The following is a 26,266-nucleotide window of genomic DNA, read 5'->3' as shown; positions in this document are numbered from 1 at the left end:
CCCATGTGACGGCGAGCCGTGTGCATCGCTGGTTGGCCGTCATCGTCGGCGTTCAGCTGCTGATATGGTTCACCAGCGGCCTCGTGATGAGCGTCCTGCCAATCGAGCGGGTTCGCGGCGAGCATCTTGTCGCGAAAGAGTCGGCCCGACCTTTGCCCGTGGAGGCGGCACATCTTCTGTCGTCGCTCCCGCGCGAAGAGGTCCCGATCGCCACGCTCACGCTCGGAATGGTGCTCGACCGGCCGACGGTCGCCATTGGCTATGTCGACGGCCGCCGGCGGCTTCTGGACCTGACCAGTGGCCGCGAGATCAGGATTGACCGGTCTCTTGCCGAGCGGATCGTCCGCGCGGTCTACAGGGGACCGGCGGTCATGGCCAGGACCCAGGCGGTGACCAACAACTCGACCGAATATCGCGGCGCGTTGCCAGCCTGGCAGGTAGCGTTCGACGATGCCGACGCCACCCGCGTCTATGTCGAGGCGGCGACCGGCCGCATTGCGGCCGTCCGAACCAGCACCTGGCGCCTCTATGATTTCTTCTGGGGCCTCCACATCATGGACTGGAAGAATCACGAGGACTTCAACACGCCCTGGCTCATGGCGTTCGCTGTGGGGAGCCTGGGGCTGGGCGTGGCCGGGAGCGTCCTTCTCTACATGCGGTGGCCGAGGCGATCTCGACGTCGCCGGAGTGCCGTTTGACGGCTTGGGCGTTCACGACAGGGGGAGAAGCGATAAACAGGAGAAGCAGGACGATGAAGAACCCCTATCTCAGCCTGGCCGTCCAAACGGTCGCCAGCGGCGTCATCATGTATCTGGTCATGTTCGTGATGATCGACGGGCTCGACAGCTTCTACAACAATCTCAACATGCTCTACATGACGCTGATGATGGTCGCGCCGATGGTGGTGCTGATGATCCTCGCCATGCGGCACATGTTTCCGTCGCGTGGCGCCAATGCTGCCCTGCTGCTGGGCTCCCTCGTGGTTTTCCTCGGTTGCTTCGCGCTCATCCGCACGCAAGCCACCATCGGGGATCGCGCCTTCCTGCGATCGATGATCCCGCATCATTCGGGGGCTATCCTGATGTGCAAGGAGGCGTCGCTCACCGACCCGAAGATCATCAGGCTGTGCGGCGAGATCAAGGAATCGCAGCGGCGCGAGATCGACGAGATGAAGGCCATGCTCGCGCGGCGATGACAGACACTGCGGTTGCAGCGGATCGCGCCTCGCAATATTTCGAGGGATGCGCACCTGCTGTGCGTATTGGGCGAAGACAAGTGGCGAGAGCGTCCAGGCCGCCTCGGTCGCGCCCCGCAGGAAGGAACGGACAATGAAGCTGACCCGCCGGCTCGCCATACTACTCATGCTCGGCGTGCCGTCGCTGGCCATGGCGGCATCGGACATCGTCGTTCATCGCGATCCCGGCTGCGGATGCTGCGAGCAATGGGCGGCGCAGGTCCACCGGCAATTCGGACGCCGCGTGACGATGATCGACGACCAGCGGCGCGCAGCCTTCCAGCGCGCCCAAGGCGTGCCGACCCGGCTTGCCTCGTGCCACACCGCGATTGTCGATGGCATGGTCTTCGAGGGTCATGTTCCGATCGCGGACATGAAGCGTGTGCTTGCGCAGCGACCGCGCGGAGTGAAGGGTCTCGCGGTTGCCGGCATGCCGATCGGATCGCCCGGCATGGAAGTTCCGGGCCAGCGGGCACAGGCCTTCAACGTCATCGCGTTCGGGTCCGGCGGAGAAACGATCTTCGCGCGCCATAACAGCTAGGGAAGCAGGACATGCATAGCGAGACCGCCGCAGCACATCGGCACAGCCACATCTTCCTTGGCGCCGGGCACGACGAGCACGAGCGGCGCACCCGCTGGGTCGTGGCCCTGACCGCTGCCATGATGGTCGTCGAGATCATCGCCGGCTGGATCACGGGCTCGATGGCGCTCCTCGCCGACGGCATGCACATGGCAACCCATGCCGGCGCGCTCGGCGTGGCGGCGATCGCCTATGGGTTCGCACGCCGACATGCCGCAAATCCGCGCTTCATCTTCGGAACGGGCAAGGTCGGCGATCTCGCCGGGTTCGCGAGCGCGCTCGTGCTGGCATTGATCGCGCTCGGCATCGGCGTGGAGTCGTTCCAGCGACTGCTTGCCCCGGCGACCGTCGCCTACACCGAGGCGCTCTGGATTGCCGGACTCGGCCTCATCGTCAATCTCGCGAGCGCCTGGCTGCTGTCGGGCGGAAGCGGGCATCATCACGGCCATGACCACGGTCACGCGCACGCGCCGGCGCACGGCGACGGTCATCACGACAACAATCTCCGTTCCGCCTATTTCCATGTGCTTGCGGATGCCCTGACCTCGGTGCTCGCAATCGCCGCCTTGTTCGCCGGCCTCTATTTGGGATGGCGCTGGATGGACGCGGCAATGGGCATTGTCGGCGCGATCGTGATTGCCCGCTGGTCATGGGGCCTGCTGCGCGACACCGGCGCGGTGCTGGTCGATGCCGCCGCCAATCCCGGACTCGAGGCCGAGATCCGCGAAGCGATCGAGGATGGCGACGCCCAGATCGCCGACCTTCATGTCTGGCAGGTCGGCCCCGGGCGCTACGCCGCGATCGTCTCGCTGATCGCGGCAAATCCAGACTCACCGGGCGCCTATGCGGCTCGGGTCACGATCCACGAGGAACTGGTCCATGTGACGGTCGAAGTACACCGCTGCGAAGGCCACCACGCGACTCGGCTGCGCGCCGCATGAACTGGGCTTCAACCGACATGCGGGCAGACAAGATCGAATTGTCTCACCGACATCTTTCGGCTAGACTGCTGGCGACGTGAAACGCGCGCTTCGTCTCTTTCTCCTTCTGGGAGCCCTGATTGGCCTGTTCGGCCAGGCGGTCGCTTATGCGTCCGCCCCGCCTGCGGTGTCCGCGTCGATGGCGATGTCCGGGATGGCCGATTCAGGCATGTCCGAAGACTGCATGAAGATGATGGCGCAGCAACAGCAGCCCGCGCAAAAGCCCTGCAAGGGCATGACCCTGGCCTGCATCGCGGCAATGGGCTGCGTCGTTCCCATGGCCGTGCGGAATGACGCACCGGTGCTGGCGGCGCGCGCGGCTGATCCGTCCCTGGCCTTCTGGACGACCACCACCGTCCTGCACGGCAGCGAGCTTACTCCCGAACCGGAACCACCGACTCTCCTTGGCTGATCGAACCCGGCTGTCAGGCTGACAGGATCGGTGCGCCTATCGCGCACCCAGACATCCTGTCCGACCTGCGGCCACCACGATGATTTGCCAAAGGATTACAGTCATGAAAAACCGTGTTTTCTATGCCCTGCTGGGCGTAGCCCTTGCCGTACCTGCCGCCGCATTCGCCGGCCCGTCCGACCACAGCCAACAATCCGGTCATTATGAGTGGAAGTCGGTTCCGCAATATGGCCCGCGCGCCACGGGACCGGCTCAGCGGCGCGTCTGGGTGCCCGATACCGCCCAGGTGGCAAGCTGCAACTGCGACATGATGAAGATGAGTGCCGCAGACTGCATGAAGGAGATGCATAGCATGGCGTCGCCTTCGTCGGCCTCTTCGGTCGGCTAGGCACAGGTTCTGGCCGCTTCAGGTCGCATAGACGGCTAGGCCAGCAGTGGCGGCGGGATTCCCTTCATTCCGCCGCCACTGACATGCCCGTCATATTGCACGATGCTGGCCCGACCCTCCGATCAGGAGTTTTTCATGCGATTGTTTCTTTGCGCGCCGCTGCTCGCGGCAATCCCAGCCGTTGCGTTCGCCGGTCCGCTCACCTTCGAAGCCGCGCTCCAGCGCGCCCGACAGGAAGCGCCGTCGATCAAGGCCAAGGCGCTCGGCGCCGATGCCGCGCGTTCCGCGCGCGGCGCGGCCGGCGCGCTGCCCGATCCGACACTCGGCGTGAGCATCGAGAGCTTCCCGATCTCGGGACCGCTCGCGTTCGAGCCCAGTCAGGACGATTTCACCATGGCGCGGGTCGGCGTGTCCCAGGATATTCCCAACCTCGCCAAGCGCCATGCCCAGCAGGCGCGCGCCGATAGCGATATCAAGGCGGCCGAGGCCGATACTGCCGCCGAGGCGCGCACGGTCGAGGTCGGTACTGCGCTTGCCTGGATCAACCTGGCCTATGCCGAACGCAGGCTTGCCGCGCTCGACGATGTCCTGTCCCGCCTCGAGCACGTGGTGGGAACGACGCCAGGCGCGGTTGCCTCGGGCAGCGCGCGGCCGGCGCAGACGCTCGCCGGGCATCAAGCCATAGCCGCGATGCAGGATCGCCGGAGCGAGCTGGTGTCGAACGTAGCACGGGCACGCGCGACGCTGACTCGCTGGACCGGCGAGACCGCCCCAGAGATTGCCGGGCCAATCCCCGATTTTGCGGTCGATGCAGCAGTCCTGCGAGCGGGCCTCGATCGTCAACCGACGATTCGGATGATCGATGCTCAGGCCGGCCAGGCGGATGCCGATGTCCGCGTGGCCGATGCCGGCCGACGCTCCGACTTTGGTGTCAACCTGGCCTATCAACGCCGCGATCCCCGTTTCGGCGACTATGTCTCCGCCGGGGTGACGGTCAGCCTGCCGTTCTTCACCCGCAATCGCCAGAATGCCGGGATCGCCGCGGCCCAGGCCAATGCTGGCCGCATCCTGGCTGAACGCGAAGCAGCCCGGCGCGCGCTCGCCGCCGACCTCGAGGCCGATCTGGCCGATCACGTCATGCATCATGAGCAGTGGATGCGCGCGCGGGACACGTTGCAGCCGCTTGCCGAACAGCGCGTCAAACTGGAAACCGCCAGCTACGCGGCAGGGCGGGCCAGTCTCGTCGATATCGCCGACGCCTATGCCGTGCTTGCCGACGCTTCTCTCAACACCCTTGATCGCGAGGCCCTGGTCGCCGCCGACGGTGCCCGATTGACCCTCACCTACCGGAGCGAAGACCGATGAGCCTTGAGATATCGCCCCGTGTCCGGCTGGGTCTAGCCGCCGCAGCGCTCGCACTCCTCGCCGGTGGCGCGGGCTATGGCATTGCCCATCTCGGCGGGAGCGAAACTGCTCCTGCGCAAACCGCCGATGCCGGCCGCAAGCCGCTCTACTGGTATGATCCGATGGTCCCGTCGCAGCATTTCGACAAGCCGGGCAAATCGCCGTTCATGGATATGCAGCTTGTCCCCAAATATGGCGATGAAGGAGGCGGCGATGCCCCCGGCGTCCGGATTGATCCGGCTACCTCGCAAACGCTTGGATTGCGCACGGCTGCTGTCCGGCGCGGCGAACTGGCGAGCAGCATCACCGCCACCGGCACGATCGACTTCAACCAACGCGATGTCGCGATCGTCCAGGCGCGCGCAGCAGGCTTCGTCCAGCGGGTTTATGGTCGCGCGCCGGGTGACGTGGTCGGCGCGGGGGCGCCGCTCGCCGATATCCTGGTGCCGGAGTGGGGCGGCGCGCAGGCCGAGTTTCTCGCGGTCCGCCGCACCGGGAATGCGGCGCTGACCCAGGCGGCGCGCCAGCGGCTCATGCTGCTCGGCATGTCGTCGGGCACGATCGCATCGGTCGAGCGGACGGGGCGGCCGCACAATGTCGTGACGATCTCCACGCCAACCGGGGGTGTGATCAAGACGTTGGACGTGCGCGCAGGCATGACCCTGACGGCAGGACAAACGCTCGCCGAGGTGAACGGTCTCGGCACGGTCTGGCTCAATGCCGCCGTGCCCGAGGCGATCGCCGGTCCGCTCAGGCCCGGGCAAACCGTGCAGGCAACGCTCGCGGCGTTCCCCGGCGAGACCTTGTCGGGCCGTGTTTCCGCGATCCTGCCTCAGACACAGGCCGACAGCCGGACGCTGACCGTGCGGATCGAGCTTCCCAATCGCGGTGGTCGCTTGCGGCCCGGCATGTTCGCCACTGTCTCGTTCGGTGGCAGCGCGCAGCCTGCGCTGCTGGTCCCATCCGAAGCGCTGATCCGCACCGGCAAGCGGACATTGGTGATGCTGGCGCTCGACAAGGGGCGCTTCCGGCCTGCCGAGGTTCAGACGGGCCGCGAAGCCGGTGACGACACTGAAATCCTGGCGGGCCTAGCCGAAGGCGAGAAGATCGTCGCGTCGGGGCAGTTCCTGATCGATTCCGAGGCGAGTCTTTCCGGTATGGAAGCACGGCCGATCGGTGGCGGTACGCCGCCGGCGGCTGGCAAGCCCGCCGCTCCAGCCGCGCTCTACGAGACGGTCGGCAAGATCGAGCAGCTCACCGCCAATTCGGTGACGCTCAGCCACGAGCCGGTGCCCGCCATCGGCTGGCCGGCGATGACGATGACCTTCCAGCTTCCCGATCCGATGATCGCGCGTGGCCTGAAGACGGGCGATCGTGTCCGCTTCGGCTTCGATCGACCGCCGGCGGGGCCGACCGTGCGGCGCATGGCCAAGGTGGCGGGCCAGTGATCGCCCATCTCATCCGCTGGTCGGTCAGGAATCGCTTCTTTGTCCTGATCGGCATGCTGGCGCTGGTTGGCGCCGGTCTATGGGCGGTGCGCTCGACGCCGATCGACGCCTTGCCCGACCTGTCCGACGTGCAGGTCGTGATCCGCACTTCCTATCCGGGACAGGCGCCGCAGATCGTCGAGAACCAGGTCACCTATCCGCTGACCACCACCATGCTCTCGGTGCCGGGCGCCAAGACGGTGCGCGGCTATTCCTTCTTCGGCGACAGCTTCGTCTATGTGATCTTCGAGGACGGTACCGACCTCTATTGGGCGCGCAGCCGCGTCCTCGAATATCTCAACCAGGTGCAGGGGCGCTTGCCGGCGAGCGCCCGCAGCGCGCTGGGGCCGGACGCGACCGGGGTCGGCTGGGTCTATGAATATGCGCTGGTTGATCGTAGCGGGCGCCACGACCTGTCGCAGCTCCGTGGACTTCAGGACTGGTTCCTGCGCTACGAATTGAAGACCGTGACGGGCGTCGCCGAGGTCGCCAGCATCGGCGGCATGGTCAAGCAATACCAGGTGCTGCTCGATCCCGTGAAACTCGCCGCCTACGGCATCACCCATGCCCAGGCCGTCGATGCCATTCAGAAGGCCAATCAGGAAGCGGGCGGCTCGGTGCTGGAGATGGCCGAGGCCGAATATATGGTCCGCGCCTCGGGCTATCTGAAGTCGCTCGACGACTTCCGGGCGATCCCGTTGAAGACGACGGCCGGTGGCGTGCCGGTGCGGCTAGGTGATGTTGCCAATATCCAGATTGGTCCCGAGATGCGGCGCGGCATCGCCGAACTGAACGGCGAAGGCGAGGTCGCCGGCGGCGTCGTCATCCTGCGTTCCGGCAAGAATGCCCGCGAGACGATCGCGGCGGTCAAGGACAAGCTCGCCGAGCTCAAAAAAGGCCTGCCGCCCGGCGTCGAGGTGGTGACGGTCTATGACCGCTCGCAGCTCATCGACCGTGCGGTCGAGAATCTCACCCACAAGCTGGTCGAGGAGTTCATTGTCGTGGCATTGGTCTGCGGCCTGTTCCTCTGGCACGTCCGTTCGGCATTGGTCGCGATCCTGACCCTGCCGCTGGGCGTGCTCGCCGCGTTCGTCGTCATGCGATTCCAGGGGGTGAATGCCAACATCATGTCGCTGGGCGGCATTGCGATCGCGATCGGCGCGATGGTCGATGCGGCGGTGGTGATGATCGAGAACGCCCACAAGAAGATCGAGCGCTGGGAGCATGACCATCCCGGCGAGACGCTGGCCGGCGAAACGCGCTGGACGGTGATTACCGATGCGGCTGCCGAGGTCGGACCGGCCCTGTTCTTCAGCCTGCTGATCATCACGCTCTCCTTCATTCCGGTGTTCACTTTGGAGGCGCAGGAAGGCCGGCTGTTCGCGCCGCTCGCCTTCACCAAGACCTATGCAATGGCGTCGGCGGCGATCCTGTCGGTGACCCTGGTGCCGATCCTGATGGGCTGGCTGATCCGGGGCCGTATCCCGGCCGAGCAGGCCAATCCAGTCAATCGCTGGCTGACCAACCTCTACCGCCCCGCGATCGACTGGACGATGGAGCGGCCGAAGACCGTGCTGCTGATCGCGGCCTTGGTGTTCGCGACCACGGCTTGGCCGCTCACCCGGCTCGGCGGCGAGTTCATGCCCAACCTCGACGAGGGCGACCTGCTCTACATGCCCTCCGCGCTACCTGGGCTGTCGGCGGCGAAGGCCTCGCAACTGCTCCAGCAGACCGATCGGTTGATCAAGACAGTGCCCGAGGTCGAGAGCGTGTTCGGCAAGGCCGGCCGCGCCGAGACCGCCACCGATCCGGCGCCGCTCGAGATGTTCGAGACCACCATACAGTTCAAGCCGCGCGACCAATGGCGGGCGGGGATGACGCCCGAGAAACTGGTCGAGGAGCTGGACCGGACAGTGAAGCTTCCCGGCCTCGCCAATGTCTGGGTGCCGCCGATCCGCAACCGCATCGACATGCTGGCGACCGGCATCAAGAGTCCGATCGGGGTCAAGGTGTCGGGTGCCGATCTCGCCCAGCTTGATCGCATCGCGCACGATGTCGAGACCGTCGCCAAGACCGTGCCCGGCGTCAGCTCGGCACTGGCCGAACGACTGACCGGCGGACGCTATGTCGATGTCGATATCGACCGCGCCGCCGCGGCGCGGTTCGGGCTCAACATCGCCGACGTGCAATCGATCGTCTCGGGCGCGATCGGCGGCGAGACCATCGGCGAGACGGTCGAGGGGCTGGCCCGCTATCCGATCAGCGTGCGCTATCCGCGCGAATTGCGCGACAGCCTGGAGGGGTTGCGGACCTTGCCGGTCCTGACGCCATCGGGCCAGCAGATCACGCTCGGTACGGTGGCGGACATATCGATCGCCGAAGGACCGCCAATGCTCAAGACCGAGAATGCGCGGCCCTCGACCTGGGTCTATGTCGACGTGCGCGGGCGCGATCTCGCCTCGGTCGTCGGCGACCTGCAACGCGCAGTCGCGAAACAGGTCAGGCTCTCGCCCGGCGTCAGCATCGCCTATTCCGGCCAGTTCGAATATCTCCAGCGCGCGGTCGAGAAACTCAAGCTGGTCGTACCCGCGACGCTGCTCATCATCTTCGTCCTGCTCTACATGATCTTCCGGCGCTTCGACGAAGCGGCGCTGATCATGGGCACGCTGCCGTTCGCGCTCACCGGTGGCATCTGGATCCTCTACCTGCTCGGCTTCAACCAGTCGGTCGCGACCGGGGTCGGGTTCATCGCGCTCGCCGGCGTCTCCGCCGAGTTCGGCGTGGTGATGCTGATCTATCTTAAGAACGCGCTCGAAGAGCGGGGCGTCGATCCGGATGCCGGGCAGGTCGAAACGGCGGTGCGCGAGGGCGCGCTGCTTCGCGTCCGGCCCAAGGCGATGACGGTCGCTGTGATCCTTGCCGGCCTGCTGCCGATCTTGCTCGGATCGGGCGCCGGCTCTGAGGTCATGAGCCGGATCGCGGCGCCGATGATCGGCGGCATGCTGACCGCGCCGCTGCTGTCGATGTTCGTCCTGCCCGCCGCCTATCTGCTGCTACGCCGGCCGAAAACCAAGCCGATACCTCAACCCGTTTAACCTGCAAGGAGAAGACCATGAACTATGCACGACTGACCATTGCCCTCGGCCTTGCCGCCCTGACTGCCGCGTGCGGCAAGAAGGCGGAGACGCCAATCGCGACCGAGACCAACCAGGCGGCGCCCGCCGCAGCCATGAGCAGCGACATGGGCAACATGGCGATGGCCCCGGCGTCCACGGCGCCGATCATGGCCAAGGGCCATGGCACGGTCACCGCGATCGACAAGGCCGCGGGCACGATCACGCTCGACCATGGCCCGATCCCCGAAGCCAAATGGCCGGCGATGACGATGGCGTTCAAGGCCGCGCCAACGATCACCGATGCGGTCAAGGTGGGCGACAAGGTCGCCTTCGATCTCGCGCTCAAGGACGGCGCCGGCGAGGTGACGGCCATCCGGAAGCAGTAGACAGGGACAAAATGCCTCGGGAGGAGCCAAAAAAAGGCGCCTCCCGAAGCGCTCCAACAAGTTTGGAACAGGCAATATCGCCCGATCCATGATCGACGGCGAGGGCGAGTTAGCACCTCGCCGTCACATCACGCCATCAGCAGACATCGCTCCCATCGACCCAAACGCGGACCGGCCCCTGCAGAGGCGCGCGCGGACCATATTGCGGCCGCGACCGCCACACATAACGGCCAGTCTTGCCGGTATAAGCGGGATCGCATTCCGGTCCGCCGATCCCTGTCATCTGATCGCGCGGGTCGGCGACCTTCTTGCAGACCCGCGCACTCAGCGGCGCACGCGGACCAGGAGCCTGGGGTTGCCACTCGCATTTGATGGTGGCCGGTTTCTCGACATCTGCCTGTGCCAATGCCGGAATCGGGACGGCGACGAGCATCGTGAATGCGGCCGCCGAAGCGCTGAATATTAAGGTTTTCATCATTCCTCTCCTTGGACTGAAAGTGCCTTGGGCAAACCGGCCCCAAAGGGTGGGCAGCGCGCGGCGCTGTCCAGTGCTTAGGAGAGTTCGCCTGGCGAATTCAGGCCAAGGGGTTGGGCGGATGCTGTTCGGGCTGAGCCGATCGTCCCTGTAGTGTCGGGTAGGATGGCGAAATGAGCAGCAGATCCACGCTCACCATTTCCGGCAGGGGGGATGACCGGCTGTCGAGCGCAAATAGGGGGAGACAACCCATGCCAGCCAGGCAAGCAAGGGTCATCTGCTGGCAAGGCAGCGACTTCTCACCATCGCTTTGCATCATTCCGACACAGTCCATGGGCATCGCCGCTGGCGCAGTTCTGCTCATGGCCGTTGCCATAGTAGGACTTGCGGCGACTGTGACAATCTGTCCGAACAGGCCGAATAAGACGCCTAAGATCAGCGCAAATTTTAGCGCTCGTCTCATGCACACATTCTCTGCCTGTTGCTGAATCGAGTCAAGTTCAGGCACCCCGAAAACCGGCTATTCCGAGGCCCGCGGGCGCGCCATCATCCGCCGGTCGCCAGTTTTGGAATGCCACGTCCGCCGATTAACACGGCCCATTCGGCACCAACAGCAGCTCCGGGTCGTTCGCAGTCGTCTCGGCCAATTCGGATGAATGTCTGGGCTCTGATCGCCGGTTGTCGGAAATTGGGCTTGACCCTCTAGCTGCTAGAGGGTGCAAACCGCGAACGATTCTTAACAAGAGACTCGTCGATGCGCTCCGGCCACCTTGCTGCCTCCAACGCTGTTGTCGCTCATCGGCCGTTCCCGATGCGATGGCTCATCCTGATCTTCGCGGCGCTGACGCTGTCGCTGCCCGCACGCGCGTCGGCCAGCGATGCCGAAGTGCAAACGACCTGGCGCCTGCTCGACTATGTCGCGGTCGACTATTCAGGGGCGGTTTCAGACGGCAGGGTGACCAGCACTGCCGAATATGCCGAGATGACCGAATTTGCCGGGCAGGTCGAAGCGAGGATTCGGGCACTGGCTCCAACTTCGGCCAAGGCGGATCTGCTTCGCCGGTCGGGGACGCTGCGCAATGCGATCGCCGCCAAGGCGCCGCCGGCGACAGTGGCGGAACAATCACGAGCGCTCGCCGCTGCGCTGCTAGCGGCATATCCAGTACCGCTCGCGCCCAGTTCGCCACCGGATTTGACGCGCGCCGCTGCGCTCTACGCGCAGAATTGTGCCGCCTGCCATGGTGCCAGCGGTAACGGCCACGGGCCCGACGCCGCCAAGCTCGATCCCCCACCGATCGCCTTCACCGACAAGGCGCGCGCCGATCAGCGCAGCCTTTTCGGCCTCTATCAAGTCATCAGCCAGGGCCTTGACGGCACGGCGATGCAGAGCTTCGAAGCACTGCCCGACGCCGATCGTTGGGCACTGGCCTTCCATGTCGGCCAATTCGCCTATCCCGAGGCCGCCGCGCGCGACGGCGAGCAGTTGTGGCGCGGCGATGCCGCGCTCCGCGCCAAATATCCCAATCTCGCGGCCCTGATCGGCGTCACCCCGGCCGCGCTGGCGGCCGATATCGGCCCGGAAAAGGCGGCTGCGCTTTCCGCCTTTCTGCGCCGCCATCCCGACGCAGTGACCGTGCGCGTCGATGGCTCGCTTGCCTTGACGCGCGAACGGCTCGACCAAAGCCTGGCAGCCTATCGCGCCGGCGACCGCAAGGCCGCAGCAGATCTCGCGCTTTCCGCCTATCTCGATGGCTTCGAGCCGGTCGAGCCGGTGCTTGCCGCGCGCGACGCGGCACTGATGGCGCGGATCGAGGGGGCGATGGCGAAGCTTCGCGGGGCGATCGGACAGGGGCGACCGGCAAGCGAAGTCGAAGCGGCGAACCGCGCGCTGGCCAGCCTGTTCACCGAGGCTGAAGCCGCGCTGGCGCCTGAGCGGGCGAGCAGCGCGTCCAGCTTTCTCGGCGCGTTCGGCGTGCTGTTGCGCGAAGGGCTCGAGGCGCTGTTGATCGTCGTCGCGATGATCGCGTTCCTCAAGAAGACTGAGCGCCCCGAAGTCCTGGGTTTCGTCCATGGCGGATGGATCGCCGCGCTCGCGGCCGGTGTCGCCACTTGGTTCGTCGCGACCTATTTCATCAGCGTGAGCGGTGCATCGCGTGAACTCACCGAGGGCTTCGGCTCACTGTTCGCGGCGATCATCCTGCTCACCGTCGGCATCTGGATGCACGGCAAGAGCAACGCCGAGGCGTGGCAGCGCTATGTGAAGGCAAAGGTGACCGCGGCGCTGTCGCGTCAGTCGGGCTGGTTCCTGTTCCTGCTGTCTTTCGTGGTCGTCTACCGCGAGGTGTTCGAGACGATCCTCTTCTATGCGGCCCTGTGGGGGGAGGGGAATGGCGCGGCGATGCTGGCCGGAGCCGGCGCGGCGACCGGACTGCTCGCGCTGATCGCGTGGATCATGCTCCGCTTCAGCGCCCGGCTGCCGATCACCCAATTCTTCTCGTGGAGTTCGATCCTGATCGCGATTCTTGCGGTCGTCCTCGCTGGCAAGGGCATTGCAGGACTGCAGGAGGCAGGCATCCTCGGCGTGGCGCCGCTGGCCGATGTACCGCGCATCGAGCTTTTGGGGCTGTTTCCAACGACCGAGACCGTGCTTGCGCAGGCCGCGACGATCCTCGTGCTCGTCGCCGGCTTCTGGTACAGCGGGCGCAGCGCGGCCACGGCCCGCTCGCCGGGGTCACCCGCCGAATAGGCGACCGAGGAGCATCGCGAGCGCGACCAGGTAGCAGGCCAGCGACGCGAGCGCAGTCGTCGCCATCCCGAAGGCACGCGCCCCGGCGCCGCCCGGATAGCAACGATAGAAGCTCCATCGGCCGATCGCGAACAATATGGACGACGCAACCAGCAGTCCCAGCCACCGGCCACCGGTGACCGAGGCGAGCAGCAGATGCGCGCCGACGCCCAGAAATGCCTGCTCCAGCGTGTTCTGCAGGAACGCGGCCTTGACCGCGAGCGCGGGGCTCGGTGGCCCCTTGGCCGCGCCGCCGATGTCGGCGGCAGACCGGTAGCGCCCGCTCGAGACCATGCGGACGGCGAGCAGGACGATGGCGAAATGGACGAAACTCGTCTGGATCGCGAAGGCAAGCCGCGCGCCGATCTCCGACGGGAAGGAGATCAACCTGGGCAGGAAAAGGACGCATGCGACCGAGATCGCCGCACACAGCAGAAAGGCCAGCAAGGACTGCTTCCTGATTTCCTTCTGCTCCGCTTTCAGGTCTGTCATGGCCGTGCCCCGTCAGTCTGGCCGATCCGCCGCGATCAGCGCGATCGTGCCCGTCACCGTGTGGATGCGCGCTGCTTCGCGCACATTGTCGAACCCCGCCGCGCGGACGAGCTCTGGAAGCACGCCGTCGGCATTGGGCTGGGTGTCTGCCACGCCGTCGAGCTGCTGGATGATCAGGCGGAACAGCAGCCGCATCAAGCCCCGTTGCCGCCCGTAATCGGCGATCACAAGCCTGCCGCCGGGGCGGAGCGCCGCGTGCATCGCTGCGAGGCCCGCCCGCTTTTCCGCCATCGGCACCTGGTGGAACATCAGGCTCGACACCACGGCGTCGGCCGAACGGGAACCAATGTCCCGCGCGAAACCGCGTTCCCAGTGGAGGTCCGCGCCCGCAGCGTCGCCCTTCGCGCGAGCGATCGCCAGCGCTTCTTCGTCGGGATCGATGCCGATGACCCGCACGCGAGGCGCGGCGGCCTTGAGCATGACCGCGAAGCTGCCGGTGCCGCACCCGACATCGATGACGGTCTCGCCGGGGCGAGGCGCGAGCAGCTCGATCATGGCGCTGCGCCAACGCATCTCTCGGGTCCAGCGCCGGATTGCGCGATCGTAATCCGCGGTGTCACCGGTCCCGAGCGGCGGCGTGTAGGCGCTGTCGTTCATGCCCGTGCCCTCGTTGCATGTTCCGCCAGCTCGCGGCGCGCGTCGCGAATGATGTCGTAAGCGGAATGGAGGAACAGCAGCGCGATCACGCCGGCGACGACGAGATCGGGCCAGGCCTGTCCCGTCCAGGCCACCAGCGCGGCAGCGGCGATCACGGCGATATTGGCAAGGGCGTCGTTACGCGAGAACAGCCAGATGGCGCGCGACGTCGCATCTCCCTGGTCGCGGAACCGCGCGAGGACCAGGGCGGCCGATACGTTGACGACGAGTGCCGCGATACCGATCCCGCCCATCAGCTTGGCTTCGGGCGGGATCGCATGAAATGCGCGCCACGCAGCGAACCCGATGACGCCGAGCCCGAGGCTTGCGAGAAAGATGCCTTGCACGAGCGCGACGCGGCTGCGCGCGACCGCAGCCCAGCCGAGCGCGATCAGCCCGACGAGCGTGATCGATCCGTCACCGATGAAATCCAGCGAATCCGCTTCCAGCGCCTGGGAACCGGCAATGAAACCGCCGACCAGCTCGAACAGGCCGAACCCGACGTTGAGGATGACCACGATCCACAGCGCACGCCGATAGGCCGGATCGGTGCCCGCCCGCTTGGTATCCGCCTCACATCCGCAGTCGCTCATCGTCACCTCCGCAGCGAGTCGCGGGGATGTTCTGCACCCTGTAGCGGCTACAGGGTCAATGCCCTGCGTAGCTTGGCGGCCCCAACGCTTCGATGATTCGGCATTCGGAGATCGCACCCTGGCTGCACTGGCCGATCAGTTCGTCGAGCTCGCGGCGAAGTGCGCGAAGATCGGCGATCTTCTGGTCGATCTGCGCGAGATGCGCGCGCGCAACGCTGTCCACGGCGCTGCACGAGCGGCTCCGATCGTCGGACAGGGAAAGAAGCGCGCGCACCTGATCGAGCGTGAAACCGAGGTCGCGCGCGCGGCGGATGAAGGAGAGCCGCGCCAAATGGGCGGCCCCATAGTCGCGGTAGTTGCCTGCGGTACGCCCCGGTTCGGGAAGCAATCCAATCTTCTCGTAGAAACGAATTGTCTCGACCTTGGTCGAGGTCGTTCGTGCCAGTTCACCAATCTGCATCAGAAATCCCGCTTGACCCTATAGTTGCTACAGGCCGCATATAGCGCATGACATCGAGTCGTTCGAGGTAATGAAATGGCCTGCAACAGTTGCGCATCCGCGAAGCCGGACCCATCCAACGATCCGCGCTGGCGCCGCGTGCTCTGGATCGCGCTCGTGATCAATCTGGCGATGTTCTTCGGCGAGATCGTCGCGGGCATCGCTTCGGGATCGCGCTCGCTGCAGGCGGACGCGCTCGATTTTCTGGGCGATTCCGCGAATTATGCGATCAGTCTCGGGGTCGCCGGCATGGCGCTGGGCTGGCGGTCGCGCGCCGCGCTGCTCAAGGGGGGCACGATCCTCGCCTTCGGCCTCTATGTGCTCGTCACGACGGTCCTTGCCGCATTGGGTGGGGGCGTGCCGCAGGCTGAGACGATGGGGATCGTCGGGGTGATCGCGCTCATCGCCAACGGCAGCGTCGCGCTCATGCTCTATCGCTACCGTGCTGGCGACGCGAACATGCGCTCGGTCTGGATCTGCTCGCGCAACGACGCGATCGGCAATCTCGCCGTCCTGCTCGCGGCTGCGGGCGTGGTCGGCACAGGCACGGCCTGGCCGGATCTCGCGGTCGCCCTGATCATGGCGGCGCTGGGTATCTGGGGCGGCCTGCAGATCGTCAGCCAGGCGCGCGCAGAACTACGTCGAAAACCATCAAATGAAGGCCCGGCACAACATTCGCTGGCCTCTACGAGCCTGTAGTTGCTAGAAGGAGCGTAGATGCATCGATTGACGATCCTTTTTGCTTGTCTGGCCGTGTTCCTGACCCTTGGGGTGGGATCGATCACGCATGCAATGGAACCGATCGTCTGCATCGATGCCAACAGCGCCGCCGAAATCGGTCATACCGATGGCGACGGCGACCAGGTGCCCGCCGATAGCGACAAGGGCTATCCGCACCATCATGGCAGCTGCCATGGCCATCATGTCGCCGCGCCACTTGCGAAAGCCGACGCCGTTGGTCAGGATAAGAACGCATCCATCATGCGGCCGACACAGGAAATAGCCCTGACGGCTGCGCCAGCCGACACGGCGTTACGACCTCCACAGGCCTGACGATTCCCTAGCTCCCTCCGGCGTCGACCGGTGGGCTCTCAAGGTTCGTCAGGAGTTCTTCATCCATGCATCGTGTCATCGCGGCCTTACTGGCCGTAACGTCCTGCGCGTCGATCGCGCAGGCGCAGACGGCCACATCGCCACCATCTGCCAATCAACCTGTCTTCACACTGGACCGTGCCCGCACCATCGCCGGGGGTAGCTCCCCCAGTATCGATGCTGCGAGCGCGGACCTGCGCGCCGCTGGTGCCGCGCGCACTATCGCTGGGCTCCGACCCAATCCCGAAATCCAGGTGCAGACGGAGAATGTCGCGGGGTCCGGCGACTATCGCGGTCTTCGCAGCGCCGAGACGACGGCAAGCCTTGCCTTGCCGATCGAATTGGGCGGAAAGCGTTCGGCCCGGATCGCAGTCGCCGATTCCCGCAGCAATCGCGTTCGCATCGACGCGGCCATCGCGCTTGCAGACCTCAATCTGCGCATATCCCAGACCTATATCGAAGCCGCCGCCGCCGAGCGGCGCGTGGAGGTCGCACGCCAGCAAGCCGAGATCGCGGGCAATGCCTTCCGGGCGGCGCGCGTCCGCGTGACTGCCGGGGCAGGGGCGCCGATCGACCAGCAGCGCGCCGATGTGCTGCGCGTCAACGCCGAGCTTGGACTGGAAAAGGCGATCCGCGAGGCCGAAGTGGCGCGCGGCAATCTTGCGCGCCTGATCGGTCAACCGATCGACGGTGCACTTGATCTGGCATGGTTCGACCGGGTTGGCGGCTACGGGCCGACAATGCCGATCACGCCCGAAGGAACACTGGCACTTGCCGCCGCGCAGGCGGACGTGAGTACCGCCAACGCCCAGGTACGGCTCGCACGATCCCAGCGGGTGCCCGACATCACGGTCAGCGCCGGCGCCCGGCGCCTCGCGGCGACCAACGACATGGCGGCGGTGGTGGGGATCGCCATTCCCTTTCCCGTCTTCAACAACGGGTCCGCAGCCGTCAGCCAGGCGCGGGCCGAACAGGATCGCGCCGACGCCAATCGCAGGATTGCGATCATCGAGGCCGAGCAGGCCATCGCTGGCGCACAGGCCCAACTCGCCAATGCGGCGGCAACGGCCCGATCGACGGGCGGCCCCGGCCTTGCCGCGGCGATGGAGGCGGCGCGGATTGCCCGTGTCGGCTATGCCCAGGGCAAGTTCAGTCAGCTCGACCTGCTGGAGGCGGAAAGAACGCTTGCCGAAACGCGCGCTGCTTTCACCGATGCGCTGGCGGCCTATCACGATGCCGAGGCTCGCCTTGAGCGACTGACCGCTCCCGCGCCGGAAGTGGGGGAACGCTGAGCGATGCAGCCTTCCTTCTCAGCGGTGCAGTTCATCACGCACTTTCCCAACATGACGGCGGCCTCTGCGCCGTCGATCGCCGGGCCGTCGCGCCTTGGCCAGCCCCATTCCGGAGATATCCTATGATCCAAGACAAGCGCCTTTTGGGCGGCGTGGCGGCCGCCGTGTTGCTCGCCGCTATCGGCGGTTTTTCCGTCGCGCGCTGCACGAGCGACACCCCTGCGGCCACGACCGAGAATGCCGCGAAGAGCGAGGAGGCAGAGGGCGATGCGCCCGCCGATACGATCACGATGACGGCGGCCGCGATCAAGGATGCAGGCGTCGTCACCGAGACGATCAGCGCGGGCGGGCTGGGCGCGGAGATTGTATCCCAGGCGATCATCACTCCTTCACCGACCGGCGAGGCCATCGTGACCGCTAGGGCGGGTGGTGCCGTAACGCGCGTCCTGAAGCGGCTCGGCGATCCGGTTCGCGCCGGCGAGGCGCTGGCGGTGGTCGAAAGCCGCGATGCCGCGCAGATCGCGGCGGACCGTACCGCCGCTGGTGCCAAGGCAACGCTGGCGCAGAAGGCGTTGGCCCGCGAACGCTATCTGTATGACCAGAAGGTGTCCGCACGGGTCGATCTGGAGACCGCGCAGGCGGAAGCTGCATCGGCCGCCGCGGAAGCCCGGCGCGCGGCGGTTGCAGCGGGTGCCGCCAACATCACGTCCGACGGTCGTGGCGTTGTCCTCGCAAGTCCGATCTCGGGTCGCGTGACCGCAATGAAGGTCAGTCTAGGTGCCTATGTGCAACCGGAGACCGAATTGTTCCGGGTCGCTGATCCGCGTCAGATCCAGATCGAGGCGGCGGTCGGCGCGGCCGATGCGGCTCGCCTCGAAGCGGGCGACAAGGCGATCGTCGAACTGCCTGATGGCCGTACCGTGGATGCACGGGTGCGGGCGGTGACCCCCACGCTCAGCGGCGAGACGCGCGCCGCCACCGCCGTCCTGGACGTGACCAGCGGCCTCCTTCAACCCGGCCTTGCGGTCCGCGTGCGGATGATTCCGAGCCGGGGCGCGACGACCAGCGCGATCGTCGTTCCCGAAGAAGCGGTGCAGTCGGTCAATGGTCGCGACGTGGTGTTCGTTCGTACCGCCAACGGCTTCAAGGCGACGCCCGTGACGACGGGGCAACGCAGTGCCGGCCGGATCGAGATTGCGTCGGGTTTCCCTGCTGGCCAGGCCATCGCCACCCGCAACGCCTTCCTGCTCAAAGCCGAGCTCGGCAAGGGCGCGGGGGAAGAGGAATGAGGCGCGCCACAGCCCTGCAAATCGTTGCAGGAGGCGCGGTCGGCGTTTTGACGTCGGCCTGCGCCCACAATCCAGCGCTCGCTATCACGCCCGATACGAGATCCGGCAAATCGCTGAAAATCTGGAGCGTCCATGCCGAGGACGCCGGTGACACCGTTCTGGTCCACGGCCTGGTCCGGCGCCCCGCATTGGCCCTTGGCATGCTTTACGGGCATCTGCATGTCGTTGCCCGTTTTTCGGATGGTCGTCCCGACGTGATCGCCGATACACGCTGGAGCAGGATCGCCCCCAGAGGCTCACGCACCGGTTCATATGCCGTGCGCTTGCCGATCGCGGATGCTGCCGCTGTCTCCCACATCACCGTGTCCTACGCCCCAACCGCTGACGCAGCGGACACGATCCCAGGAATGAACCCATGATCGCGAACCTTATGGCGCTATCCGTCCGCGCACGCTGGGCGGTCGTTCTCCTCTTTCTCGTCGTTGCCGGCTTCGGCGCGTGGCAGCTCACCAAGCTGCCGATCGACGCTGTTCCCGACATCACCAACAACCAGGTCCAGATCAACACGGTCGAGCGCGGGCTCTCGCCGATCGAGATCGAAAAGCGCGTTACCTTCCCGATCGAGACCGCCCTGGCCGGCATTCCCGGCCTTGAAACCACGCGTTCGCTCTCGCGCAACGGGTTCAGCCAAGTGTCGGCGATCTTCACCGACAAGACCGACCTCTATTTCGCGCGCCAGCAGGTGAGCGAACGGTTGACCCAGGCCCGTGACACCCTACCCGATGGCGTGCAGCCGCAGATTGGCCCGGTTACGACGGGTCTGGGCGAAGTGCTGATGTATTCGGTCGACTTCGCCAATCCCGGCGGGAAGGGCGCGACCATCCGCAACGGCCAGCCCGGCTGGCAATCGGATGGCAGCTTCCTCACGCCAGAGGGTGCTCGGCTGACGGACGAAGTGGGCCGGGCCGCCTATCTGCGAACCGTGCAGGATTGGATTATCCGTCCCCAGCTCCGCACCGTCCAGGGCGTCGCTGGGATCGACTCGATCGGCGGCTACGCCAAGCAATATATCGTCGAGCCCGATCCGGTGAAGCTGTCCTCCTATGGCATCTCCTATTCGGAACTCGCCAAGGCACTGGAAGCATCCAATCTTGCTGTGGGCGCCAACTACTTCAACCGGGGTGGCGAGGCGTTCCTGCTCCGTGCAGACGCGCGCATCCGCGACATGGACGAGATCGAGGATGCCATTGTCGCAACGCGTGGTGGTTTACCCATTTTCGTAAAAGACGTCGCCAATGTGAAGATCGGCGGCGAACTGCGCACCGGCGCGGCCAGCCAGAACGGTCATGAGGCCGTGATCGGCACCGCGCTGATGCTGATCGGCGAGAATAGCCGCGTTGTTGCGCGCAATGTCGGTGAGCGGCTGGATGGCATCGGAAAGTCGTTGCCGCCTGGCATCAAGGTGACGACGGTCCTCGACCGCTCGAAGCTGGTCAACGCGACCGTCGCAACGGTGCAGCGGAACCTGATCGAAGGCGCGATCCTCGTCGCCGCCGCTCTCTTTCTGTTGCTCGGCAATGTCCGCGCCGCGATCATCGCCGTACTCATCATTCCCTTCTCGTTCCTGATGATGGCAATCGGCATGAACGCCTTCCGCGTGCCGGGCAATCTCATGAGCCTGGGCGCACTCGACTTCGGCCTGATCGTCGACGGCGCGGTGATCATCATCGAAAACTGCCTGGCGCGGCTCGCGCACCGGCAGGAGCATGAAGGGCGGCTGCTCAACCTGCGCGAACGTCTCGAAGAGACCATGCGGGCGTCCCAGGAGATGATCAAGCCAACGGTGTTCGGACAAGGAATCATTCTGCTCGCCTTCGCGCCATTGCTCATGTTCACGGGCGTCGAGGGCAAGACTTTCTCTCCGATGGCGATCACGATCATGCTCGCGCTGGTGGCGGCGTTCATCCTGGCCCTCACATTCGTGCCTGCAATGGTGGCACTCCTGATCCGGGGCAAGGTCTCGGAGAAGGAAGTGTGGATCATCGCCAAGACCAAGGAACGGTACTTGCCCTTGCTCGACAAGGCGGTAGCGCGGCCTTGGCCGTTCATCGGTGCCGGCTTCGCCTTCTTCGCGGCGTCGATGCTGGTGTTCGGTCTCCTTGGGCAGGAGTTCATCCCCCAGCTCGACGAGAAGAATGTGGCGCTTGCCTCGACCCGCGTACCTTCGGTGTCTCTCGAAAAGTCGTTGCAGATGCAAAGAGAGGTGGAGCGCGCTGTCACCAGCCTGCCGGAGGTGGAACTCATGTTCTCCAAGACCGGCACCGCAGAGGTGGCCACCGACCCGATGCCGCCGAACATTTCCGATGGTTTTGTTATCCTCAAACCACAAGAGGAGTGGCCTGCGGGCGTCACGTCGAAGGCCGATGTGCTCAAACGCATTGAGGAGAAGTCGGGCACGAAGATCGGCAATGCCTTCGAGGTGAGCCAACCGATCCAGCTCCGCTTCAACGAGCTGATCGCGGGCGTGCGCGGTGATGTCGCGATCAAGCTCTATGGCGACGATCTCGACAAGATGGGGGTGGCAGCCCAGCAGATCGTCCGCGTGCTCCAGAGCATCCCTGGCGCCGCCGACGTGAAGGCCGAGCAGACCAGCGGTTCGCCAACGCTGGATGTGAAGTTCGATCGTGCCGCGATCGCGCGCTACGGCCTGACGATTGAGGAGGTCGCCGATACGGTGGCCGCTGCGATGGGCGGGCGTGAAGCGGGGTTGCTCTTCGAAGGAGATCGACGCTTCGAAGTGACGGTCCGCGTTCCCGACACGACCCGGCTCAGTCTCGACGCACTTGCCGCCCTTCCGGTTCTGCTTCCACAGGATGGGGACGTGGTTCGGGGTTCCGTCCCGCTGTCGCAGGTGGCGCAGTTCCGGTTCAGCGAAGGACTGAACCAGATCAGCCGCGAGAATGGCAAGCGGCGCGTGGTCATCCAGACCAATGTGCGCGGTCGCGATATCGGATCATTTGTGCTCGAGGCGCAGGCCAAGGTGGACAAGGTAGCGGTGCCAGCCGGCTCCTATCTGGAGTGGGGCGGTCAGTTCCAGAATCTCCAGGCGGCGTCCGACAGACTGTCGATCGTCGTGCCCTTGTGCTTCGTGGCAATCTTCGGGCTGCTCTACATGGCGCTGGGCGGGATTGCCCGCGCAGCGGCCGTGTTCCTGGCCGTCCCGCTGGGCCTTGCAGGCGGCGTCTATACGCTGTGGCTGACAGGCATACCTTTCTCCGTTTCGGCGGCGGTCGGCTTTATCTGCCTTGCTGGCGTCGCAGTTCTCAACGGTCTCGTCGTGATGTCGGCCATTCGAGAGCGCCTCGAAGGCGGACTCGAACTGAGTCAGGCGATCATTGATGGATGCAGGGAAAAGATGCGTGCAGTCATCATGACCGGGTTCGTGCCCGCGATCGGCTTCGTGCCGATGGCGCTCGCTCATGGCACGGGCGCCGAGGTGCAGAAGCCGCTCGCGACCGTCGTGATCGGGGGACTGATCGCGGCGACGATCCTCACCCTGCTCGTGCTCCCTGCCATCTCCAAGGTGGTGCTGGGCCTGGGCGAGCGGATCTCGCGCCGGAATCCCAAACAGCATGACGACGCGACACCCGATGCCGCGCCGGCTGCGCTCTGAGAGAGGAAATGAAGATGAACGAACAAGCAAAACTGCTGCGCATCTATACTGACGAGGCCGCTTATTTCGGTGACCGCAAGGTATTCGAGGTGGTTGCGACGCGCGCGCGCGACGCGAAAATGGCCGGGGTGACGGTGCTTCAGGCGTTGGTCGGCTTCGGCCGATCAGCATCCCATGTCCATCGCCATCATATTCTTGAGGACGATCAGTCGCTGGTTATCGAGATCGTGGACGAGGATGCTCGGCTTCGAGCCTTTGTCGCTTCGCTCGCCGATGTGACCGGCATCGGCCTCATGACCCTTGAAGTCGTCGAGATCGTGGGGGGCGAAGCCGCAAGCTTCGCCCCGAGCGACACGCCGGGCGATGAGCAATGACCGAAAAGCTGCGCCTGGAGTTGCCGCTCCTCCTGCCGGAGGTCGAGGACACGGCCGACGGCTGTGTGGCGCGCCTCGTGGCCAATCTGAGCGCGCGCGAGGGCGTTCGCGACGCCCATATCGTCGCGGCGGAAGGCGATGCGCCGGCAAAGCTTTGTGTCCACTACGACCCCGATTTCCTGTCTTTGCCGCGCATTCGTGAACTCGCACAAAGTGAAGGCGCGAAGATCACCGAGCGATTTGGGCATCTGCGCTGGAATGTGGACGGGCTCTCCAACCAGCGCCGCGCGCGTACTATCGCGGAACGACTGCTACGCGCTCCAGGTATCGTCGAGGCCGATGCGTCAGCGTCAGGCGTGGTGCGGTTGGACTTCGACCGTGAGGCAATCTCAGAGAGCGATATTCGTCAGCTGCTCGGGGAGATGGGGCTCGGCGTCCGTGCTGAGCCGGGGAGGGCGCCGTCATCGCCCGCGGCGGCGGACGTTGCCGACGCCCATGCCGGCCATGATCATGGCGATGAAAAGGGTCACGAGCGGCATGACCATGGCGCCGGCAAAGAAGGCGAGGGGCATGATCACGCGCATGGCGGGATGATATTCGGTGCGAATACGGAAATCATCTTCGCCATCATGTGCGGCGCATCCGCAGCTGCCGGTTTCGCCGTGGAGAAGCTCTCTGACGGCCCCGCCTGGATACCGATGGCGTGTTACATTCTGGCCTATGGCCTGGGCGGCTATTTCACGCTGCGCGAGGCGATCGACAATCTGCGCATGAAGCGGTTCGAGATCGACACGCTCATGCTCGTGGCCGCTGCCGGCGCGGCCGCGCTGGGTGCCTGGGCGGAAGGCGCGCTGCTGCTGTTCCTGTTCAGCATGGGGCATTCGCTCGAACATTATGCGATGGGCCGGGCCAAGCGCGCCATCGAGGCGCTCGCTGAGCTCGCGCCTCAGACCGCGCTTGTGCGGCGGGACGGGCAAACCCGGGAAATCGCTGTCGAGGAGCTTGCCGTCGGCGACATCGCGATCGTCAAGCCCAATGAACGCATGCCTGCCGACGGGTTCGTGGTCGTCGGTACATCGAGCGTCAACCAGGCGCCTGTCACCGGCGAGAGTATGCCGGTGGACAAGCGGCCGGTCGATGACCCAGCGGGCACGGCCGCACAGCCGGACAAGGTTGCGGCGGCGCACCGGATCTTTGCAGGGACGATCAACGGCGCAGGCGCGATCGAGGTACAGGTAACGCGCCTGTCGAAGGACACGACGCTAGCCAAGGTCGTGCAGATGGTTGGCGAAGCCGAGGCGCAGAAGTCGCCGACACAGCGCTTCACCGATCGTTTCGAGCGGATCTTCGTGCCCTCCGTCCTGGTGCTCGTCGTGCTGCTGCTGTTCGCCTGGGTCGTGATCGACGAACCATTTCGTGACAGCTTCTATCGCGCCATGGCGGTGCTGGTGGCTGCCAGTCCCTGCGCTCTTGCGATCGCGACGCCGAGCGCGGTGCTCTCGGGGATTGCCCGCGCCGCGCGCGGTGGCGTGCTGGTCAAGGGCGGAGGGCCGCTCGAGAATCTCGGAACCCTGCGGGCCATTGCCTTCGACAAGACTGGCACGCTGACCGAAGGCCGGCCCCAGATTACCGATGTTATTCCCGCCGACGGCGCCACCGAAGCGGATTTGCTGCGCATTGCCATCGCCGTTGAGAGCCTGAGCGATCATCCGCTCGCCGCCGCCGTTGCTTCTGGCGGTCGTGCGCGGCTCGGCGAGGTGGCGATCCCGGCCGCTACCGACCTGCGCAGCATCACGGGTCGGGGTGTCCAGGCGATGGTCGAAGGGGAGGCGGTCCACATCGGCAGTCCCAAATTATTTGGAGAGGTGGACGGTGCTCCGTTGCCGGAAGGGCTGCGCGATGCCGGTGTGAAACTTGAGGAGACGGGCCGGACAACGATGATCGTCCGCAGGGGCGAGCGTTATCTTGGCGTGATCGGCTTGATGGACACGCCCCGTGGCGCCGCGGTCGCAACACTCGCGCGGCTGCGCAAGCTCGGTATCACGCGCATGATCATGATCTCGGGTGACAACCAGCGCGTCGCCGACGCGATTGCCCGGCAGGTGGGCCTGGACGAGGCCTGGGGCGATCTCATGCCCGAAGACAAGGTCGAAGCTATCAAGAAATTGAAGGCGCAAGACAAGGTGGCGATGGTCGGCGATGGCGTCAACGATGCGCCGGCCATGGCCAACGCGACCGTCGGCATCGCCATGGGTGCAGCGGGATCGGACGTGGCGCTCGAGACGGCCGACGTCGCACTCATGGCCGATGACCTAGCGCATCTGCCGTTCGCGGTTGGGCTCAGCCGCCAGACGAGCCGGATCATCCGCCAGAACCTCTATATGAGCCTTGGCGTCGTCGCTGTGCTGCTGCCGGCAACGATCCTGGGCCTCGGTATTGGTCCGGCGGTGCTGGCACATGAGGGCTCGACGCTCGTGGTCGTGTTCAACGCCTTGCGGCTGCTTGCCTTCAAGGATCGCGACCATGTTTGAGGTAGAGCGTGTGACGTGCCTATCGACGTCACCGCTGCGTGTGTGGACGGCGGTGTCCGACCTCGGCGGCTTTGCGCGGTGGCACCCGTTCATCCGGCTGTCCGGTGTTGCCGCGGAAGGTAGCGCGATCGGGTACACATTCACCACCACCTTCATGCGCAAGCCCCTGACGGCGCCTGCGACGATCACGCGCTTGCGCAAACCCGCGGAAATCGGCTGGAAGACAGGGCTGCGGGGCCTGTTCATGCTTGAGGAAGCCTATCAGATCGACGCGACATCGTCCGGAGCACAGGTGCGGCACACTACGCGCTGCTGGGGCCTCGTCTCGATTTTGGCTGCGCGCAAGATGAAAGGTCGCATCCTGGCCAGTATGGAGGAATCGGACCGGGCACTTGAGCGCTACCTCAGACCCGGCTCCAAGGCTGCACGCCCGCTTTCGCGCGGCGATCGCCGCGTTGCCAAGCGCAAGGCCCATTAGATGTTCGCCC

Annotated in this window: 25 protein-coding genes; 20 read left to right on the top strand and 5 right to left on the bottom strand. The window is 65.5% G+C overall.

Annotated elements, in window-relative coordinates:
* Positions 1-32 precede the first annotated feature (32 nt).
* The 10 genes from ACFB49_RS14585 to ACFB49_RS14540 all read left to right on the top strand — a co-directional run bounded on the left by ACFB49_RS14585 (position 33) and on the right by ACFB49_RS14540 (position 9,987).
* Positions 33-698, top strand: coding sequence for a hypothetical protein (locus ACFB49_RS14585; protein ID WP_380871951.1), 666 nt, complete (start codon positions 33-35; stop codon positions 696-698).
* A gap of 53 nt (positions 699-751) precedes the next feature.
* A complete protein-coding gene (locus tag ACFB49_RS14580; protein ID WP_380871950.1) occupies positions 752-1,195 on the top strand; it encodes a DUF305 domain-containing protein in 444 nt (147 codons plus the stop codon).
* Between the two features lie 133 nt (positions 1,196-1,328).
* Positions 1,329-1,775, top strand: a complete 447-nt coding sequence (locus ACFB49_RS14575) for a DUF411 domain-containing protein (RefSeq protein WP_380871949.1) — start codon at positions 1,329-1,331, stop codon at positions 1,773-1,775.
* 11 nt (positions 1,776-1,786) lie between these two features.
* On the top strand, positions 1,787-2,755 hold the full coding sequence (dmeF, locus tag ACFB49_RS14570; protein WP_380871948.1) for a CDF family Co(II)/Ni(II) efflux transporter DmeF: 969 nt from the start codon (positions 1,787-1,789) through the stop codon (positions 2,753-2,755).
* 76 nt (positions 2,756-2,831) lie between these two features.
* Entirely contained in the window at positions 2,832-3,206 is a 375-nt protein-coding gene (locus tag ACFB49_RS14565; RefSeq protein ID WP_380871947.1) for a hypothetical protein, read from the top strand.
* Positions 3,207-3,309: 103 nt separating this feature from the next.
* Positions 3,310-3,594, top strand: a complete 285-nt coding sequence (locus ACFB49_RS14560) for a hypothetical protein (protein WP_380871946.1) — start codon at positions 3,310-3,312, stop codon at positions 3,592-3,594.
* 135 nt (positions 3,595-3,729) lie between these two features.
* The gene (locus ACFB49_RS14555) at positions 3,730-4,959 is read left to right on the top strand and encodes a TolC family protein (RefSeq protein ID WP_380879974.1); all 1,230 of its coding nucleotides are present in this window, start codon (positions 3,730-3,732) and stop codon (positions 4,957-4,959) included.
* Positions 4,956-6,446, top strand: a complete 1,491-nt coding sequence (locus ACFB49_RS14550) for an efflux RND transporter periplasmic adaptor subunit (RefSeq protein ID WP_380871945.1) — start codon at positions 4,956-4,958, stop codon at positions 6,444-6,446. Before ACFB49_RS14555 ends, ACFB49_RS14550 begins: the two co-directional genes overlap by 4 nt.
* A complete protein-coding gene (locus ACFB49_RS14545; protein WP_380871944.1) occupies positions 6,443-9,580 on the top strand; it encodes an efflux RND transporter permease subunit in 3,138 nt (1,045 codons plus the stop codon). The genes ACFB49_RS14550 and ACFB49_RS14545 overlap by 4 nt, the downstream gene beginning before the upstream one ends.
* A gap of 17 nt (positions 9,581-9,597) precedes the next feature.
* Positions 9,598-9,987, top strand: a complete 390-nt coding sequence (locus tag ACFB49_RS14540; protein ID WP_380871943.1) for a copper-binding protein — start codon at positions 9,598-9,600, stop codon at positions 9,985-9,987.
* 136 nt (positions 9,988-10,123) lie between these two features.
* On the opposite strand, the gene ACFB49_RS14535 is transcribed toward ACFB49_RS14540, so the two are convergent.
* Complete coding sequence (locus ACFB49_RS14535) at positions 10,124-10,462, bottom strand: hypothetical protein (RefSeq protein WP_380871942.1); 339 nt, start codon at positions 10,460-10,462, stop codon at positions 10,124-10,126.
* 811 nt (positions 10,463-11,273) lie between these two features.
* Between ACFB49_RS14535 and ACFB49_RS14530 the strand changes: the two genes are divergently transcribed.
* Positions 11,274-13,208 carry an FTR1 family protein gene (locus ACFB49_RS14530; RefSeq protein WP_380871941.1) on the top strand — a complete coding sequence of 645 codons (1,935 nt, stop codon included), beginning with the start codon at positions 11,274-11,276 and terminating at the stop codon, positions 13,206-13,208.
* Here the strand turns inward: ACFB49_RS14530 and ACFB49_RS14525 are convergent.
* Genes ACFB49_RS14525 through ACFB49_RS14510 form a run of 4 tightly spaced genes read right to left on the bottom strand, consistent with a single transcriptional unit; the run spans position 13,194 to position 15,488 of the window.
* Positions 13,194-13,739 carry an MAPEG family protein gene (locus tag ACFB49_RS14525; RefSeq protein WP_380871940.1) on the bottom strand — a complete coding sequence of 182 codons (546 nt, stop codon included), beginning with the start codon at positions 13,737-13,739 and terminating at the stop codon, positions 13,194-13,196. The two genes, ACFB49_RS14530 and ACFB49_RS14525, sit on opposite strands and share 15 nt — an antisense overlap.
* 12 nt (positions 13,740-13,751) lie before the next feature.
* The gene (locus tag ACFB49_RS14520; protein WP_380871939.1) at positions 13,752-14,396 is read right to left on the bottom strand and encodes a class I SAM-dependent methyltransferase; all 645 of its coding nucleotides are present in this window, start codon (positions 14,394-14,396) and stop codon (positions 13,752-13,754) included.
* A complete protein-coding gene (locus ACFB49_RS14515) occupies positions 14,393-15,028 on the bottom strand; it encodes a cation transporter (RefSeq protein ID WP_380871938.1) in 636 nt (211 codons plus the stop codon). The genes ACFB49_RS14520 and ACFB49_RS14515 overlap by 4 nt, the downstream gene beginning before the upstream one ends.
* Positions 15,029-15,083: 55 nt before the next feature.
* Positions 15,084-15,488, bottom strand: a complete 405-nt coding sequence (locus ACFB49_RS14510; RefSeq protein ID WP_380871937.1) for a helix-turn-helix domain-containing protein — start codon at positions 15,486-15,488, stop codon at positions 15,084-15,086.
* Positions 15,489-15,563: 75 nt separating this feature from the next.
* On the opposite strand from ACFB49_RS14510, the gene ACFB49_RS14505 reads away from it, so the two are divergent.
* From ACFB49_RS14505 to ACFB49_RS14465, 9 genes are all read left to right on the top strand, one after another.
* Positions 15,564-16,226 carry a cation transporter gene (locus tag ACFB49_RS14505; protein WP_380871935.1) on the top strand — a complete coding sequence of 221 codons (663 nt, stop codon included), beginning with the start codon at positions 15,564-15,566 and terminating at the stop codon, positions 16,224-16,226.
* 18 nt (positions 16,227-16,244) lie between these two features.
* On the top strand, positions 16,245-16,580 hold the full coding sequence (locus tag ACFB49_RS14500; RefSeq protein WP_380871934.1) for a hypothetical protein: 336 nt from the start codon (positions 16,245-16,247) through the stop codon (positions 16,578-16,580).
* Positions 16,581-16,645: 65 nt separating this feature from the next.
* Positions 16,646-17,911: a TolC family protein gene (locus tag ACFB49_RS14495; protein ID WP_380871932.1), complete on the top strand. Its 1,266-nt coding sequence runs from the start codon at positions 16,646-16,648 to the stop codon at positions 17,909-17,911.
* A gap of 122 nt (positions 17,912-18,033) precedes the next feature.
* A complete protein-coding gene (locus ACFB49_RS14490) occupies positions 18,034-19,200 on the top strand; it encodes an efflux RND transporter periplasmic adaptor subunit (protein WP_380871931.1) in 1,167 nt (388 codons plus the stop codon).
* Positions 19,197-19,619, top strand: coding sequence for a hypothetical protein (locus tag ACFB49_RS14485; RefSeq protein WP_380871930.1), 423 nt, complete (start codon positions 19,197-19,199; stop codon positions 19,617-19,619). The genes ACFB49_RS14490 and ACFB49_RS14485 overlap by 4 nt, the downstream gene beginning before the upstream one ends.
* The gene (locus tag ACFB49_RS14480) at positions 19,616-22,873 is read left to right on the top strand and encodes an efflux RND transporter permease subunit (protein ID WP_380871929.1); all 3,258 of its coding nucleotides are present in this window, start codon (positions 19,616-19,618) and stop codon (positions 22,871-22,873) included. The genes ACFB49_RS14485 and ACFB49_RS14480 overlap by 4 nt, the downstream gene beginning before the upstream one ends.
* Before the next feature lie 14 nt (positions 22,874-22,887).
* Complete coding sequence (locus ACFB49_RS14475; RefSeq protein ID WP_380871928.1) at positions 22,888-23,247, top strand: DUF190 domain-containing protein; 360 nt, start codon at positions 22,888-22,890, stop codon at positions 23,245-23,247.
* A complete protein-coding gene (locus tag ACFB49_RS14470) occupies positions 23,244-25,778 on the top strand; it encodes a heavy metal translocating P-type ATPase (protein ID WP_380871927.1) in 2,535 nt (844 codons plus the stop codon). Before ACFB49_RS14475 ends, ACFB49_RS14470 begins: the two co-directional genes overlap by 4 nt.
* Positions 25,771-26,256: an SRPBCC family protein gene (locus tag ACFB49_RS14465; RefSeq protein ID WP_380871926.1), complete on the top strand. Its 486-nt coding sequence runs from the start codon at positions 25,771-25,773 to the stop codon at positions 26,254-26,256. Before ACFB49_RS14470 ends, ACFB49_RS14465 begins: the two co-directional genes overlap by 8 nt.
* Positions 26,257-26,266: the final 10 nt, after the last annotated feature.

The organism is Sphingomonas sp. DBB INV C78, from assembly GCF_042693015.1.
GTDB lineage: Bacteria > Pseudomonadota > Alphaproteobacteria > Sphingomonadales > Sphingomonadaceae > Sphingomonas_E.
Note: the sequence above shows the minus strand (reverse complement) of the source record. Positions and strands in the feature narration are given on the sequence as shown.

Coding starts and splice junctions, on each gene's coding strand:
- ACFB49_RS14580 (WP_380871950.1), top strand. CDS start 752: ATGAAGAACCCCTATCTCAGCCTGGCCGTCCAAACGGTCGCCAGCGGC.
- ACFB49_RS14575 (WP_380871949.1), top strand. CDS start 1,329: ATGAAGCTGACCCGCCGGCTCGCCATACTACTCATGCTCGGCGTGCCG.
- dmeF (WP_380871948.1), top strand. CDS start 1,787: ATGCATAGCGAGACCGCCGCAGCACATCGGCACAGCCACATCTTCCTT.
- ACFB49_RS14560 (WP_380871946.1), top strand. CDS start 3,310: ATGAAAAACCGTGTTTTCTATGCCCTGCTGGGCGTAGCCCTTGCCGTA.
- ACFB49_RS14555 (WP_380879974.1), top strand. CDS start 3,730: ATGCGATTGTTTCTTTGCGCGCCGCTGCTCGCGGCAATCCCAGCCGTT.
- ACFB49_RS14550 (WP_380871945.1), top strand. CDS start 4,956: ATGAGCCTTGAGATATCGCCCCGTGTCCGGCTGGGTCTAGCCGCCGCA.
- ACFB49_RS14540 (WP_380871943.1), top strand. CDS start 9,598: ATGAACTATGCACGACTGACCATTGCCCTCGGCCTTGCCGCCCTGACT.
- ACFB49_RS14535 (WP_380871942.1), bottom strand. CDS start 10,462: ATGAAAACCTTAATATTCAGCGCTTCGGCGGCCGCATTCACGATGCTC.
- ACFB49_RS14530 (WP_380871941.1), top strand. CDS start 11,274: ATGCGATGGCTCATCCTGATCTTCGCGGCGCTGACGCTGTCGCTGCCC.
- ACFB49_RS14525 (WP_380871940.1), bottom strand. CDS start 13,739: ATGACAGACCTGAAAGCGGAGCAGAAGGAAATCAGGAAGCAGTCCTTG.
- ACFB49_RS14520 (WP_380871939.1), bottom strand. CDS start 14,396: ATGAACGACAGCGCCTACACGCCGCCGCTCGGGACCGGTGACACCGCG.
- ACFB49_RS14515 (WP_380871938.1), bottom strand. CDS start 15,028: ATGAGCGACTGCGGATGTGAGGCGGATACCAAGCGGGCGGGCACCGAT.
- ACFB49_RS14510 (WP_380871937.1), bottom strand. CDS start 15,488: ATGCAGATTGGTGAACTGGCACGAACGACCTCGACCAAGGTCGAGACA.
- ACFB49_RS14505 (WP_380871935.1), top strand. CDS start 15,564: ATGGCCTGCAACAGTTGCGCATCCGCGAAGCCGGACCCATCCAACGAT.
- ACFB49_RS14500 (WP_380871934.1), top strand. CDS start 16,245: ATGCATCGATTGACGATCCTTTTTGCTTGTCTGGCCGTGTTCCTGACC.
- ACFB49_RS14495 (WP_380871932.1), top strand. CDS start 16,646: ATGCATCGTGTCATCGCGGCCTTACTGGCCGTAACGTCCTGCGCGTCG.
- ACFB49_RS14490 (WP_380871931.1), top strand. CDS start 18,034: ATGATCCAAGACAAGCGCCTTTTGGGCGGCGTGGCGGCCGCCGTGTTG.
- ACFB49_RS14485 (WP_380871930.1), top strand. CDS start 19,197: ATGAGGCGCGCCACAGCCCTGCAAATCGTTGCAGGAGGCGCGGTCGGC.
- ACFB49_RS14480 (WP_380871929.1), top strand. CDS start 19,616: ATGATCGCGAACCTTATGGCGCTATCCGTCCGCGCACGCTGGGCGGTC.
- ACFB49_RS14475 (WP_380871928.1), top strand. CDS start 22,888: ATGAACGAACAAGCAAAACTGCTGCGCATCTATACTGACGAGGCCGCT.
- ACFB49_RS14470 (WP_380871927.1), top strand. CDS start 23,244: ATGACCGAAAAGCTGCGCCTGGAGTTGCCGCTCCTCCTGCCGGAGGTC.
- ACFB49_RS14465 (WP_380871926.1), top strand. CDS start 25,771: ATGTTTGAGGTAGAGCGTGTGACGTGCCTATCGACGTCACCGCTGCGT.